The organism is Francisella-like endosymbiont (genome assembly GCF_003069505.1).
Taxonomy (GTDB): Bacteria; Pseudomonadota; Gammaproteobacteria; order Francisellales; family Francisellaceae; genus Francisella.
The window spans coordinates 444,756-459,086 of record NZ_QAPC01000001.1 but is presented as its reverse complement, the minus strand read 5'-3'; the positions used below and the strand labels follow the sequence as shown (position 1 = coordinate 459,086).

Here is a 14,331-nt window from a genome sequence, read left to right as displayed (position 1 = left end):
AACTACTTAACTTAAAAATTATTAGAAAACCAGACTTTTACAGATGAGATTATCTTTTTCTTAGATTTACCTGTATTTTCATCTATTTCCATCACATCTTCATCAATCTTCTGCTCATTACTTGTATCACTATTTTCAGCTGCATACTTTAGTAGCCCAACAACTGTTGCATAAGATGGGTTATGAACAACCTCATTAGCACCAGAGACCTCAATAGGACCACCAACCCTTACTGGTAGCCTGAACATATCTTCGGCAAGTCTAGCGAGACCTTTAAGCTTAGCTCCACCACCAGTAAATACAATCCCAGATGATATGACTTCTAACAGGCGATGTTGATCTAACTCTCGATATAATGACTCAAATATCTCTTCCACTCTAGCTTCAATAACCAAAGACAAGTCCTGCAATGATATTCTTTTTTTAGCATTACCTAACGAGTTTGGTATATCTATTTTTTCATCAGGGTTTTTAAGATATTTACTTGCAGCATAACCATATTGTAACTTCAAACTCTCAGTTGCTTCGATAGGAAGCCTAAATACTTTAGAAATATCTGAAGAAATACTTGCACCACCTGTCTTAATACTTGATGTGTAACAAATACCACCATCAACAAACACTGAAAAGCTTGTTGAATCAGCGCCAATATTTACAAGACAAACACCCATTTCTTTTTCATTATCAGTAAGGGTTGCGCTACTAGCAGCTAAATGCTCAACAACAAGATTACTAATAGTATAACTACAGTTTGAAACACATTTACGTACATTTTGCAATAAGCGTGATGATGCTACTATTATATGAACATTAGATTCTAGCCTTACTGCAAACATGCCAATCGGCTCAGTAACACCAGGTTGACCATCAACAATATAATCTCTTTGTAAAACATGTAACATCTCTGTATCAGCTGACATCGGCACTGCTTTTGCAGTCTTAATAGCCATAGCTAAATCTTCAATACTGACTTCACCGTTTTCAACTGCTGCTAAACCATATGAGTTAAAACCACTAATACTAGGAGCACTAACTCCTAGAGTAATTTCCTTAACATCTACACCTGCTATAATTTTAGCCTCATCAAGTGCAGCATTAAGCGTTTCCATAGCCATTTCAAGATTAATTACAGAACCTTGTTTGATCCCTTTTGACTGTTTCTGGCTAACTCCCAATATTTTTATACTGTTATTCTCAGCAAGTTGACCAATCGCGACCGTTATTTTGTGTGAGCCCAAATCTACAGCACAAAAATTATTATTCCTAAAACCCATTTAATTAGCCCCAATTCAAAGACAGATAACTTTACTTAACTATATACTGACATTACATTATAAGCTTATTATCATAGAAAACCAATAAAATAAATGCTTTTCTATTTATACTTTACTGCAAAACCATCACTATAACGCATGTCAAAATATTTAACTGATTTATAATTTTTAACTTTTGTATAAGATTTAAAAAATAATTCTAAGTGCTTTTTCAACTTAACTGAGCCAAGCACAACTTCAATATCATCTGAAAGTAAAATACTAAATTGATTACCAGTATAAGATATTTTAAGTATTTGCATATTATTTTGCTTGGAAATACTATTTAACTCTTTATAGGTTTGATATATATAGTCTTTACTACTATCATCTTTGCTTTGGATATATGGTAAATCGCCATTATAGTTAAAAACCGCTGGGGTGATGATTCGCATATTATCAAGAAGAATCTGATTATTATTCCAGTAAGCTACAGGCTTATGGTCATATAAATAAATTACTAATGTCGATGGCCACACTTTTTTTACTAGCGTATAATCAACACCATCGATTGAATAGATATATTTCTCAATACTAGCAATATTAACATCAAACCATTGATTATTATCAAGCGTAGCAATTTTATTGATCCAATCTTGCTTAGATATGTAAATAAGCCCATCATTAGATACAACATCAATCTTTGAAACTGTTTTATCTGTTTTAGCAACAATAAAAATAGCAGAGCCTAAAATTACTAATAGTATAAAGCTTAATATTAAAAACTTCTTGATAATTTTTGTCATTGCGCCTGTTCTATTATTCTCTTAACAAAATTATCAAAATCAATTCCTTCTGCAGCTGCTGACTTAGGCGATAGACTATTCTCGGTCATTCCTGGTGAAGAGTTTATCTCCATAATGTAAAAGTTACCTCTATCATCATAGATAAAATCTACTCTTGCATGTCCTCTACAGCCAAGCAAGTCATAGGCCTTTTTAGCTAATTGGCGGACCTCTAGCTCTTTTTGCTCACATAAGCCACTCGGTGAGTGATAGATTGACTTACCACTATACTTTGATTCATAATCGTAAAACTCATTTTGCGGCTCTATCCAAACAGAAGAGTAAACTTCATCATTAACAATAGCTACAGTAATTTCCTTACCTGTCACCCACTGCTCAATCATCACCTCACCATATTTTGATGCTTCTTCATAGGCTTGTTTGAGCTCTTGTATAGATTTCACTTTAAAAGTAGCAATACTTGAGCCACCACTACTTGGTTTAACTGCAACAGGAAAACTAATCTCATCTTCTGCAACTAATTTATCAGTGAGAAATTTTGCCATCGGTGTAGGCATACGATGATACATCCATATTTCTTTAGAAATCATTTTATCCATAGTAATTACCGATGATTTCATCGATGAGCTTGTATGCTTAATTCCAAGCATCTCAAGTAATGCTGATACCCTACCATTCTCACCATCTTCACCATGCAATGCAATAAAACATTTATCTGGTTTTAACTCAAGAATTTTTGCTACTAGCTCTTTACCACTAGCATCTAGATCTACGGCGTCATAACCCTGGCTTAGTAAAGAGTCCAAAACTGCTTTACCAGATTTCAAAGAAACTTCTCTTTCTGGGGAATCACCACCATATAAAACAACAATTTTTTCCTTTTTCATAATCTAATTTCTTTTTTGTTTAAAAAAATCCTTTAGAAGTTTACTACACTTACCAGCCATTACTCCGGCTGTTATTCCAAGGTTATGGTTAATATTCTTATTCTTATGGAGCTTTTCACGTGAAAAAGCGCCTACTCGACTATCATCGCAAGCATAAATTAATTCAGACACTCTTGCCTGAATTAAACCACCTAAGCACATTATACATGGCTCTAAAGTAACATACAATTTTGTATTAACTAATCTGTAATTGCCTAGCTCTATTGCTGCTGAGCGTAAAACCAAGATTTCTGCATGCGCTGTTGGATCATTTAAGATTATAGTTTGGTTAAAATTTTGTGCAATTATTTGATAGTCCTTAACAAGTACTGCTCCTATTGGAACTTCACCAGCTTGATGAGCTAATAATGCTTGCTCATAGGCTTTTTGCATAAAAAAAATATCATCACTTGCATCATCACACATAAGTTTTAATATTTTCTTCTTGAAGAATTGTTATCTCTTAGATAATATTACACGTTACATAATTGTTTGCTAGTACTTTTTATATAACAATACCAGTGGGTACTTGCAAACTGTGTACAACCAACTACACTGGAAATGGAAATCAAAAAATGTCAGAAAATTTCAAAAAACTATTTGAGCAATCTCTTAAGCAAACAGAGATGAGAATAGGTAAAATCATCGAAGCAACTGTAGTAAGCATAGACAAAGAATTCGCAATGATTGATGCTGGTCTTAAATCAGAGTCATTCATCTCTGTGTCTTCTTTAAAAAATAGCAATGGTGAGCTAGAAGTAGCTGCTGGTGATAAAATCAATGTTGTTCTAGAAGCTCTAGATAACAGCTGCGGCGAAACTAGATTATCAAGAGATAAAGCTAAAAAAATCGAGCTTTGGGACAGAATTGAAAGAGCTTTCAAAAACAACGAAACTGTTCTTGGTAAAATTACTAATCACGTTCGTGGTGGTTACACTATTGATGTTGAAGGTTTAAGAGCATTCTTACCTGGTTCATTAGTTGACACAAGACCTATCAAAGATGTAGCTCATTTAGAAGATAAAGATATCGAATTAAAAGTTGTTAAAATCGATACTAAGAGAAATAATATCGTTGTTTCTAGAAAAGCAGTTATCGAAGAGAACAACTCTGGCGATAGAGATGCTATGTTAGAGAAAATCTCTGAAGGTAGTGTTCTTAAAGGTATCGTTAAAAACATCACAGATTTCGGTGCGTTTATCGATCTTGGCGGTGTTGATGGTCTATTACACATCACTGATATCTCTTGGAGCAGAATCAGCCACCCTACAAATGTACTATCTATAGGTCAAGAAATTGATGTTAAAGTAATCAAGTTTGATAAAGAGAAACAAAGAATTTCTCTAGGTATTAAGCAACTTGGTGAAGATCCATGGTTAAATATCGCTAATGAGCTTCCTGTAGGTGCTAAGCTTATTGGTACAGTAACTAACATCACTGACTACGGTTGTTTTGTTAAGTTAAAAGAAGGTATTGAAGGTTTAGTTCATACATCTGAAATGGATTGGACTAACAAAAACGTTAATCCTCATAAAGCTGTATCTATCGGTCAAGAAGTTGAAGTTATCGTACTTGAACTAGATGCTGTTAACCACAGAATCTCTCTTGGTATCAAGCAGTGCAGACCTAATCCTTGGAGCGAGTTTGAGAAAAACTACAAACCAGATGATAAAGTTACTGGTAAAATTAGATCAATCACTGAATTCGGTGTGTTTATCGGCCTTGAAGGCGGTATTGACGGTCTTGTACATATTTCAGATGTTGCATGGGATAACCCAGCTAAAGCTATAAAAGAGTTTAAGAAAAATGATGAAGTAGAAGCTGTATTAGTTTCTGTAAACACTGATCTTGAGAGAATTGCTCTTAGTATGAAGCAACTTTCTGAGGACCCATTCAAGAACTTTGTAAATATCCACCTTAAAGGTTCTTTAGTAACAGGTAAAGTGACTAAAGTACAAGATAATGGTGCGGTAGTTACGCTTGATGAAGATAACAACATCGATGGTTTCATCAGAATTTCTGAAATTTCTGCTGAGCATACAAAAGATGTCCGTGATGAGTTAAGTGAAGGTCAAGAAATAGAAACTAGAATTATTAACATTGACACTAAGAAGAGAAGTATTGCTCTTTCTATCAAAGCTGTTGATGAAGATAATACTGCAGCTAGCAAGTCTAACTACAAAGTAGAGCAAATGACTCCTACAACTCTTGGTGACCTTATCAAAGAGCAACTAAACAAGAAGTAAGTTTAACTTTTACTAATACTCTAATAATTCTAGACCTATAAGCTATAGATTTATTAGCTTATAGGTTTTTTTATTTCTAAAATGTTAAAATATCCTCAGTTTAAGTCATGAACCATAACAGAATATGCTTACAAAAGATTTGGATAAAATCATTAGTGAAATAATAAACGATAAGGTTATTAGTATCCCTACAGATACAGTATACGGCTTGAGTTGCAGCATCTCTAAAGATGCAGTAGCAAAAGTTATAAACTTAAAAAAAAGAGACTCAAGCAAAGGATTTATTATAATCTCGCATAACTATAAGCATTTACTCAAATATGCAGATACCACTAAAATATCTAATGAGCAAATCGATAAAATATGCTCCAAACAACCTCAACCAACTACTTGGATAGTGCCAGGTAAAAAGGATATTCAGTGGTTAACTGGTGGTAAAACAACTATTGCAATACGCTTAGTAACAACTGATATAGTAACCTATATCTGTCAAAATATTAATGATGCTATTATTTCAACTAGCGTTAATATATCTAGAGAGGATTTCATCAATAACACTAAATCGATAAATAAAACCTTTGATAATATTTATATACTAGAAACTGAATTTAAATCTTCACAACCATCTAGGATTATTGATATAATTAGTGAGCAGCAATATAGATAACTATTAATATACGAAAAGTTTGATAAATAGCTTAAAATGTAATAGCATTATCAGTGTCAATTCTTTTGAATGTATGGATTAGAAAGGAATAAAATGGAAAAGATTAGTCATAAAGAGATACAAGATAAGTTATGGAATAACGAGGATGAAAGTAATTTATCAAATGAGCAATATAACTCGCTGCTAATTGAACAGTATAGGATATATGTTGAATTAACAGATAGAACTAGCTACAGAAGGATTGTTATTAACTTATTCTTTTTGGTTTTCAACCTTGTCCTAGTTGGTATCGTTGCTTTAGCTATTAGTAACAACATCAATGTTGAAAATCCTCCTTCTGGTATACTTGTTAGTATCCCATACTTTGCTGGATTGGTGTTTTGTTATGCGTGGTGGAAAATTATTAGGTTCTTCAGACACCACATACAAATAAAAAATAGTATTGTGCCGTCACTTGAAAGACGCCTCCCTTCAAGGGTATGGTTAACAGAAGAACACATTGCTGAAGAAAAAGGTTCATTCAAGCCTATTAGAATATTAGAAATATATATGCCTTTTATCTTTATGGGTATTTACACAGCGTTATTCCTATTTGTCGAAATTGCTTGGTTACCACATACATTAAATTAATAATTTTTTCTTGATATCAAATAATCTTTTGGATAATAGATCACTCTACCACTACCATAACTTTTAGTTAAATAACAAACTTATCAACATCCTATTAATTCGACAGTTAAGGTTAATTAAGTCAATTAAAAGCTTTTTGAAGTTTTTAGATATAGCCAATCTGAAAAAGATATATCATTTATACGACTTGATTGTAGCTCCATTTTCTTTAAAAAAATCACATAAATATCACCTTTACTAACTATTAAGTTCTATAACCACTCAAATAATTTTTTTGCTCAAGTAAATCATCAATCTAATTGGTCGCAACTTAACACTTATAATATTAATCTCTAATATCTAAAGTTTGTTCTGTAAAGAGTACTGATTTAACACCATTATCAGATAATTCAAGTTGACTAAGTATTTGTTAAAACTCTCAACTTGCGAGGTATTAGAGCTATAGAGTATTAATTAAATTGTTATATCTCTAATTGACTGCTCTGAGATATATTGATCATTATTGTGCCAGAGTTTATTCAACCAAAGTTGAAAGTTGTGTTTATCTTTATCATTACCAAAATAATCACCTACTGGTACTTCAGCTATAGGAATTAGTTCTACTTTTATCTTTATCTTTTTTGTTTTCCTAACCATAAAATCCCATAAATTTTGTTCTGGATTATCATAAACTATTGTTGTATTTAAAATACCAACCATTCTATCTGATAAGCTTTTTAGAATTACGGCTATTCCACCAGCCTTGGGATTAAGTAGATTTTTATAGTTACTTTTTAGTGCTTTGTATAACGTAAACCTAGTTCCCTCAATAAAATTTACAATTGTAGTTGGCCTTGGTGATAGTTTTTTACAATATGCTAGAGTTTTTTGTAGGTCTTCACCCCTTTTTTCTGGATGTTGATTTAGATATTCTTTTGAATAACGTTTCATCGCCGGAAATTCTAGTGCCCATGCAGTCAAGCCTAAAACCGGAATAAAAAATACCTGAAATTTCATAAAGAATTTAGGAAATGCTATTTTTTTATGAAATACCAACATCAGTATAAAAGTATCTAGCCAACTTTTATGATTACATATAATTAGGTAAGATCCTTGATTATCAAGTTTTGCATTCTGCTCAACCTCAAATTTTGTTGGAGAAAATAATTTAGTTATTAAAATAGCAAAACTTACCCATAAACTTGCAGATAATTCTACCACTGAAGTACATAAATGCCTTACTCGTTTTATTGGTATCACAAGCTTAGCCAACGAAAAAATAAATATTGGTATAAAAGCAATAATTGCACTAGATGCAAAACAGACTACTGAAAATAGCGCATAGTAGACATACTTCACTATATTTATCATTAATGTTGTTATAAATTGTTATTCACTATCTAAATAGTATCATTTATGTAAAACTTTTTAAAAGACTATAGAGATAATATTAACGAATACTAACTTTTTGAGTCCTAGCTTAATCAGTATTAAAGTTATGATTGTTATATATCTCTTACTAGAAACGCTTTAGTATTGCTTCAACTGTGAACTAATAGTGGTGCTATTATGATTATTAATCGTAATAGTTATCGCGCCATTTGCATAAGTATCAAAAATCTTTAGATTAATATTCTTATAATTTTGCTACTTTAAGGGTCTATCAAAAATATACATCAGATAATCTACACCTAGATTTAAGAATCTAAAATTGCTGGTGTAATTATTATGTGTGGATGAATAACTCTATTATACAAGGTGTAGAGCTGCTGCTAAGCCTTTTCATTTGTGTTATCTGCCAATAAAACTCTTTTGATACTTTAATGAAACAAAGCAGCTTTAAGCATTTGACAGTAGCTTAACTGATGAATGATTATTTAATTTAAAATTATTAGCATAGCTACATTTTTGTGCAATCTCAGCAGTAGATATATTTGTAATAACTATTTTAATCGCGGTAATTTGTCTAATAAACTTAGATTTAGATTGTTATCACCATCAACAATTATAAGATAATCTATTTGTTTAATACCTGCGAATTTTAAATAGTTTTCTAGCACATTCAAATAAAGATACGATTATACCAACAATTGAAACTTTAAATAGCATTAGCCATTTTGAAGAAACTCTATTATCTAATCTAGCTAATAAAGAAGATCATAAATCACTAAACACTTCAAATGTGGATTTTTTAGCTATTAAGGTTTTCTTTGGAGTTGCTAATATAAAAGGTATTGAAAAAATAGCTAAAAAATATTTGAAACATATCCTGCACCAATATTAGAAGTAATATTAGAAAAACAAAATTCTTTATGGAAAATCAAAAAAATAACTATAGGGCACATAAATTCACTTAGTGATACTGAACAAACAATTTTTGCAAATACTCTAAACAAATTTAGTAGTAAAGTTTGGCGTAAGAGAAAAATTTAAAAGAACTATATTATGATTTAGCGATATTACATGACCATGATGAGATATTGCCTCATAGTAATAAGTAATGCTCTTAAGAATTTTCAAAAAGCTGCTTATAGTTTAGGCATTTATACAGATTTAATTACTAAAGATGATTATATATTTGCTTGAATACGATAGACTTTTTATTAGAACATCGACTTCAATTAATCATTATAGCTATAGTTTTGCAAAAAAAGCAGAAGATAATAATCTTGTGGTTATTGGTGATACAAAATCTATAACCTGTTGTACTAATAAGGTTTATATACATAATTTGATGATTAAAAATAAAATCCGAACTCCGGAAGGTAAACTTATTTTCAAAGATGAAAGTTTTTCACCTCAAAAATTTATTGATGAGCTTGGCTTACCAATAGTCCTAAAAATCCCTGATGGCTCATTTTCAAAAGGTGGCAAAAAAGCTAATTCCGCAAAAGAACTACAGCAAATCCTTAATGATATGTTTGAGCAGTCTTCGATAAGAATAGCACAAAAATATTATTATACTGACTTTGACTGGAGTATCGGAATATTAAACAACAAACCAATATACGCATGTAAATATTATATGGCAAAAGGTCATTGGCAGATTACTAATCATAATAAAAAAACTACTCAGCACGGCAGCTCTGAAGTATTTGGATTCATCAAGTTGATCAGACAGTAATAAAATCGCACTTAAGCAGCTAAAACTATCGACAATGGTTTGTATGGTATCGATTGTTGATAATAAACCAATTATTATTGAAATTAAGATAATCCATCTATAGACTCAGATATCGAAGATGCTTATATTGGTGAGCAATTCTATACCACTATAATGCTAGAATTTCTAAACAGAATGAACTATAGTTACCATATGCAAATATCTAAGATTCAACCAACAGATCTTCAAGCACTTATAGATCTAGAAAATTTAACTTTCTTATCTGATAGAATTTCATTTTATTGGTTAATTTTTTCTAAATAAAAAATTAACCAATACTAATGCTATATGCATATTTGTATCTGTATAGATGACAGAATTTCTATAGCTATATTTATCGCAAAGTTAGTGCCTCAAAGATAACTTGAAACGATCACTAAGGAAAATAAATATGTTTGCAAGTTATGTAATAACAACAAAAAATTATCCCAAATAAGGCTGACTAATTGTATTAACCTTATTGTTACTTATATAGGTAAACTAACCTACTATGCTTAGAATGCTATGCACAAGGCGTTTGTAGACTCATCATCAGTAGCTGCTATATCACTTAATCCAAGCAATCTTTATTATATGCTTCGCACAACTATGCGGCTAATTGTAGGTATGCTATTTTCATTTGTCTTTGCCTTAATTATTGGATATGCCTGCTAAAAATAAACACCTTGCTAGAGTGTGTTTACCAATTATAAATTTTCTTGAGTCTGCACCGCTACTAGGTTTTCTGACATTTACCACAGCATATTTCTATTCCCATATTCAGTTATGGGATTAGAAGCTGCAGCATTTAAGTTAAATGCATGGCAAAAGTTCTGGAAAATTGAGCTACCTTATTTAATACCTGGCTTACTTTGGAATATTATGGTTTCTCAATCAGCTGCATGGATTACCTTAAACCTTTAATAACTAATATCATCTTTTGGTTAATGAACGATGTAAGCTTCATTATTTTCGAATATATAATTTTTTACATTCATTGTTTGATCAAATCCTATCATTTATATTCCACCACCATAACGATTATTCCCCCTGACTATCTTGCAAACACCTCCAGAAATTGTTATACCATCCACTAGGCTATTTTTGGCTCCTATCATTACATGATAGTTATGGGTATCTTTTTCAAGCACTTTACCAATATTAACACTCAAGGTAACCTTATTTTTACCAAGATCTCTTTGAGATATTGATGTTTAATTCCCACTAAAGCCTCCATAAATAGCTACATTTTCTTTCATCTTGAGACTTGATTCTCTTGGAAACTTTTTATCTATATCAGGATATTAAGTACCTTTAGCAACTCATATCTCACCTCCACCATTTTCAGATACAGTATCTATTGCTTGCTGTAAAGAATTAAAAGCTTTTTGCCAAGAAAGCTTATCTAGCTGCTTTTTAGATTTATTATTTCGCGTTACATAATATATATTATTTAGTATGTTGACATTAGTATTTACTTTAGTATTCTCATCTTTAAAAGAAATTTTTCCATTTATTGCTTAATGGCTTTAATAGTATTTGTAGTTATATTTTGGTTAACTAATTTAGTTTAAAAACTATATTCTTGAGGAAGTTTATCAATACTTTGACTTAGCCAGCCTTGGACATTAGTATTATAAAAAGAGTACTTGTCATCCCTCCAAGTAAATGCTTGTACCATTCGTTAAAGAGCATTATCATTAAGTTTGCTATTTATTAGAACCAGATATTACTACCATCTTTTATGTTAACATTATAAGAACCTTAATATAAAGCTGAACCAAGTATTTTAGCTATGTTTCCAGTAATATTTAAATTAAATAAAATAGCTTTTAACCACCAAGCAAAGAAACTTTCTCTGGAATAATAAAACTTTTATCCCTATCATTATCTTTAATTGGATAAAAAATACCGTTTGCTATCCAAATCTGGTCACTTGATTTTGCCACTTCTAAGGCTGATTGTATGGTTGTATAAGCATCTTTCCAACTTTAGCCATTATTTTTACCCGAGGCTAATGAGTTGATAAAAATTACAGAAGCCTATAAATGTGTAAGTATAAACATACCTATTAAAGTGTAAATTATCTTTTTATAAAAGACTTTTACATAGATTGATTGTTTTATAATAAACTATAAAACAACTAAGTTACAAATTTTATCCAACCTAACTATTGTTTTAGTACCAAAGCTAAATTATCTGAAACTTGGAGAAGGTCTATTTCTAATAATTTTTTTCTAGATGTATTGCCCTTTAGTATTGTTATAAGTTTCTTTTTAATCTTAAACTCTTTAGTAATAAACTCAATCAAAGCTTTGTTTGTTTTGCCATCTACAGCTGGTGAAGCTATCTTAATCTTTAGGAGTCCATCAAAAACTCCACAAACTTCATTTTTAGCAGAGTTAGGTTGAATATACACAGCTAAAATAAAACTCATTAGCTAAATATTAATAATGAAAAAGTTGTACAATAACATTTTGAAGAAATATTTGAATACATAGTAACCCAACCAATACTACAAGCGGTGAGAAATCAAAACCTGATTTTGTAGGTTTGACTATCTCTCTTGCTTTTGCTAGTAGTGGCTCTGTAACTTGGTATATAACCATAATAAGCGGATTACAAGCTCCTTGGACAAACCAACTGGAAATAACCCTTATTATTATCAAATACACATACGTATTTATAATCGCAAAGATTATATCTATAAAAGGCTTAAGCAAAATAAAAGTTAACTCAAAACCAAAACCATGAAGCCAACTTAGAAGCAAGTCTTCAATAGCAAATACAATATAAACCACAACTATACACGACCAGTCTAGATTTAAAAACCCTGGAATAAACTTTCTCAGCGGAAGTATAGCAATATTTGTTGCACGCATAACCAACTGACAAATAGGATTGTAAAAATCTGCTTTTACCCACTGGAGAAAAAATCTAAATAGCAATATAAATGCGTATAGTCCAAATATTATATTTACTAAAAAACTCGCAACATTAATTAAGGCATTTAACATATTTTATTATTCCTTTTACTTTTTCCTGCAACTATCACCTCTACTTGAGCAAGAATACACTCTTGTGAGTTCTTTATGGGCTATCAGGATAAACTTCTGTTGTTGTAGTATACTCTACAGATGTGAAAGACATACAAAGTTTTTCTTTATCAGAATCACAAGACATAATCCTATCTTTTATAGTGTCATCTCCAAGAATATTTGTATTTAGATCAGTAGGAACTATATGATTAACTTTAGATACAGCATCAATTATATATTTTTGGAAGTCATAATATGGTTTATTTTTATTTGCAACCAAATAGAAACCATCTGGGATAGTCCACTTATCTATGACTATACCTTCACGAACTGTTAATGCTGGTCTAAATTCACTATCACCAGTATCTGTTGTCTCGTGTAAGTCGATGTGCATCAAAAACTAGAATCCCCTAATCATAAAACATATTTCATTGCTAAAACAGCCTCCTACAGCTACTTTCTAAATAGAATGATCTATTTGGATCTACCACATTAGGATTCCAACGGTTGATTGTTTCATAGCCTTGGACTCCTCTGGTTATTAAAACATAAGGTTTGCTTGGATACCAGTTTTTAGTCTTTATTACATATAAGATATAACTACCTACTGGATAGTCCAATTTACCATAAGTTTCTATATCAAAATCTTGGCGAGGTAATGCTAGTATTTTTTCCTCTGCCTCTTGTTGATAAGATCTTTTGATATTTTGTTCGGCAAGCCATTGCTGCTTTTCTTGTAGACCATATTTTTCACCTAGTTTACCGATATGATATTGTGCAGACATCTAAATTCCTAAATAACTTGTTTCATCTATGCAAACAGTATAACGATTTATATACTCGCTCTGCAAAACTTTTATCTAGTATTTTTTAGATAGCCATATAGTAGTACTATGATACTTAAGATTGTTATTATCAAAAAATAATAGTTAGCTAAAGCATATAAATAATATTGTGGCAGCGTAAAAATAAAATAAATATTTACTAATGCAGTTAAAGTAAAACCTATCACTAAAAATAGCAAACAAAATCGATAACGCAGAACCGCCAAGACAAAACCTGTCAGCATAAAAATATTACCTAGAATATATAAAGTCATTTAAAAGCTATCTGCTTTAAAATTTGCTACAACAAATGAAAATGCTATAAGACTAACTATAACATAAATAAACACCACTGTAGCTATGTTAAATGCTACTTTAATGTGATCATTCTTTTGACTAGCTCTTAGCTGTTGTGGTTTTGATTTTAACAAGCCCCATATAGGTATACCAAGTACAATAAATCATTTATAATAGCATATAAATAATAGTTTATAGGTATAACTTGATTAATATTAACAACCTTTCTTAGAAACGGATAAATGTATGCTAATATAACAAATAACCAAGCAACTTTTTTTGCTTAGCAAATATACAAAAGTTAAAAGTAAAAGTGGTTGTAAGTAAGATAATATGTTTAGAAACACAAGCATTACAATAAATCTTAATTAACCGTAAATATTAGCCTACAAAAAAATAATAAGTATTTTAAGTCTTATAGTTGAAAATTAAATCATCGAATTTTTATGGCTGGGCTACCAGGATTCGAACCTGGGGATGACGGGATCAAAACCCGTTGCCTTACCGCTTGGCGATAGCCCAA

At 31.0% G+C, this 14,331-nt stretch carries 11 protein-coding genes, 1 tRNA gene and 5 pseudogenes; 6 read left to right on the top strand and 11 right to left on the bottom strand.

Annotated features, from left to right (window positions below):
- Positions 1-11 precede the first annotated feature (11 nt).
- The 4 genes from ftsA to tadA all read right to left on the bottom strand — a co-directional run bounded on the left by ftsA (position 12) and on the right by tadA (position 3,411).
- Entirely contained in the window at positions 12-1,274 is a 1,263-nt protein-coding gene (gene ftsA, locus C9379_RS02610; RefSeq protein WP_343377508.1) for a cell division protein FtsA, read from the bottom strand.
- A 101-nt stretch (positions 1,275-1,375) separates the two neighbouring features.
- Positions 1,376-2,059, bottom strand: coding sequence for a cell division protein FtsQ/DivIB (locus C9379_RS02605; RefSeq protein WP_143384809.1), 684 nt, complete (start codon positions 2,057-2,059; stop codon positions 1,376-1,378).
- A complete protein-coding gene (locus C9379_RS02600; RefSeq protein ID WP_143384808.1) occupies positions 2,056-2,946 on the bottom strand; it encodes a D-alanine--D-alanine ligase in 891 nt (296 codons plus the stop codon). Before C9379_RS02600 ends, C9379_RS02605 begins: the two co-directional genes overlap by 4 nt.
- 3 nt (positions 2,947-2,949) lie before the next feature.
- Positions 2,950-3,411: a tRNA adenosine(34) deaminase TadA gene (gene tadA, locus C9379_RS02595; protein ID WP_143384807.1), complete on the bottom strand. Its 462-nt coding sequence runs from the start codon at positions 3,409-3,411 to the stop codon at positions 2,950-2,952.
- A 149-nt stretch (positions 3,412-3,560) separates the two neighbouring features.
- Here tadA and rpsA point away from each other — a divergent pair, with 149 nt between their 5' ends.
- From rpsA to C9379_RS02580, 3 genes are all read left to right on the top strand, one after another.
- Positions 3,561-5,231: a 30S ribosomal protein S1 gene (rpsA, locus tag C9379_RS02590; RefSeq protein WP_143384806.1), complete on the top strand. Its 1,671-nt coding sequence runs from the start codon at positions 3,561-3,563 to the stop codon at positions 5,229-5,231.
- Between the two features lie 124 nt (positions 5,232-5,355).
- On the top strand, positions 5,356-5,898 hold the full coding sequence (locus tag C9379_RS02585) for an L-threonylcarbamoyladenylate synthase (protein WP_143384805.1): 543 nt from the start codon (positions 5,356-5,358) through the stop codon (positions 5,896-5,898).
- A 93-nt stretch (positions 5,899-5,991) separates the two neighbouring features.
- On the top strand, positions 5,992-6,528 hold the full coding sequence (locus tag C9379_RS02580; protein WP_143384804.1) for an intracellular proliferation membrane protein RipA: 537 nt from the start codon (positions 5,992-5,994) through the stop codon (positions 6,526-6,528).
- A 453-nt stretch (positions 6,529-6,981) separates the two neighbouring features.
- Here C9379_RS02580 and C9379_RS02575 read toward each other — a convergent pair whose 3' ends face one another.
- Both C9379_RS02575 and C9379_RS02570 read right to left on the bottom strand, forming a co-directional pair.
- The gene (locus C9379_RS02575; RefSeq protein ID WP_143384803.1) at positions 6,982-7,878 is read right to left on the bottom strand and encodes a 1-acylglycerol-3-phosphate O-acyltransferase, YihG family; all 897 of its coding nucleotides are present in this window, start codon (positions 7,876-7,878) and stop codon (positions 6,982-6,984) included.
- A gap of 159 nt (positions 7,879-8,037) precedes the next feature.
- Positions 8,038-8,582, bottom strand: a pseudogene (locus C9379_RS02570) (ComEC/Rec2 family competence protein); the annotation flags it as partial.
- Here C9379_RS02570 and C9379_RS02565 point away from each other — a divergent pair.
- From C9379_RS02565 to C9379_RS02555, 3 pseudogenes are all read left to right on the top strand, one after another.
- Positions 8,540-9,837: pseudogene (locus tag C9379_RS02565) on the top strand (RimK-like ATPgrasp N-terminal domain-containing protein). The pseudogenes C9379_RS02570 and C9379_RS02565 overlap by 43 nt on opposite strands.
- A pseudogene (locus C9379_RS02560) lies at positions 9,824-9,907 on the top strand (ribosomal-protein-alanine acetyltransferase); the annotation flags it as partial. The pseudogenes C9379_RS02565 and C9379_RS02560, both read left to right, overlap by 14 nt.
- A 154-nt stretch (positions 9,908-10,061) precedes the next feature.
- Positions 10,062-10,564, top strand: a pseudogene (locus tag C9379_RS02555) (metal ABC transporter permease); the annotation flags it as partial.
- Between the two features lie 104 nt (positions 10,565-10,668).
- Here C9379_RS02555 and C9379_RS02550 read toward each other — a convergent pair.
- The 5 genes and pseudogenes from C9379_RS02550 to C9379_RS02525 form a co-directional block, all read right to left on the bottom strand.
- Positions 10,669-10,821, bottom strand: coding sequence for a hypothetical protein (locus C9379_RS02550; protein ID WP_318263318.1), 153 nt, complete (start codon positions 10,819-10,821; stop codon positions 10,669-10,671).
- A 998-nt stretch (positions 10,822-11,819) separates the two neighbouring features.
- Positions 11,820-12,086, bottom strand: coding sequence for a DUF167 domain-containing protein (locus tag C9379_RS02545; RefSeq protein WP_143384802.1), 267 nt, complete (start codon positions 12,084-12,086; stop codon positions 11,820-11,822).
- Positions 12,087-12,096: 10 nt separating this feature from the next.
- A complete protein-coding gene (locus C9379_RS02540; RefSeq protein ID WP_143384801.1) occupies positions 12,097-12,666 on the bottom strand; it encodes a YggT family protein in 570 nt (189 codons plus the stop codon).
- Positions 12,660-13,472 (bottom strand): annotated as a pseudogene (locus C9379_RS08715) (M14 family metallopeptidase). The gene C9379_RS02540 and the pseudogene C9379_RS08715 overlap by 7 nt, the downstream one beginning before the upstream one ends.
- A gap of 783 nt (positions 13,473-14,255) precedes the next feature.
- A tRNA-Gln gene (locus tag C9379_RS02525) sits at positions 14,256-14,330 on the bottom strand.
- Between the last annotated feature and the right edge of the window lies 1 nt (position 14,331).

Excerpts from the sequence above, each read along its gene's own strand:
- C9379_RS02545 (WP_143384802.1), bottom strand. The coding sequence starts at position 12,086 with ATGAGTTTTATTTTAGCTGTGTATATTCAACCTAACTCTGCTAAAAAT.
- C9379_RS02585 (WP_143384805.1), top strand. The coding sequence starts at position 5,356 with ATGCTTACAAAAGATTTGGATAAAATCATTAGTGAAATAATAAACGAT.
- C9379_RS02540 (WP_143384801.1), bottom strand. The coding sequence starts at position 12,666 with ATGTTAAATGCCTTAATTAATGTTGCGAGTTTTTTAGTAAATATAATA.
- ftsA (WP_343377508.1), bottom strand. The coding sequence starts at position 1,274 with ATGGGTTTTAGGAATAATAATTTTTGTGCTGTAGATTTGGGCTCACAC.
- C9379_RS02580 (WP_143384804.1), top strand. The coding sequence starts at position 5,992 with ATGGAAAAGATTAGTCATAAAGAGATACAAGATAAGTTATGGAATAAC.
- C9379_RS02575 (WP_143384803.1), bottom strand. The coding sequence starts at position 7,878 with ATGATAAATATAGTGAAGTATGTCTACTATGCGCTATTTTCAGTAGTC.
- C9379_RS02605 (WP_143384809.1), bottom strand. The coding sequence starts at position 2,059 with ATGACAAAAATTATCAAGAAGTTTTTAATATTAAGCTTTATACTATTA.
- C9379_RS02600 (WP_143384808.1), bottom strand. The coding sequence starts at position 2,946 with ATGAAAAAGGAAAAAATTGTTGTTTTATATGGTGGTGATTCCCCAGAA.
- tadA (WP_143384807.1), bottom strand. The coding sequence starts at position 3,411 with ATGTGTGATGATGCAAGTGATGATATTTTTTTTATGCAAAAAGCCTAT.
- rpsA (WP_143384806.1), top strand. The coding sequence starts at position 3,561 with ATGTCAGAAAATTTCAAAAAACTATTTGAGCAATCTCTTAAGCAAACA.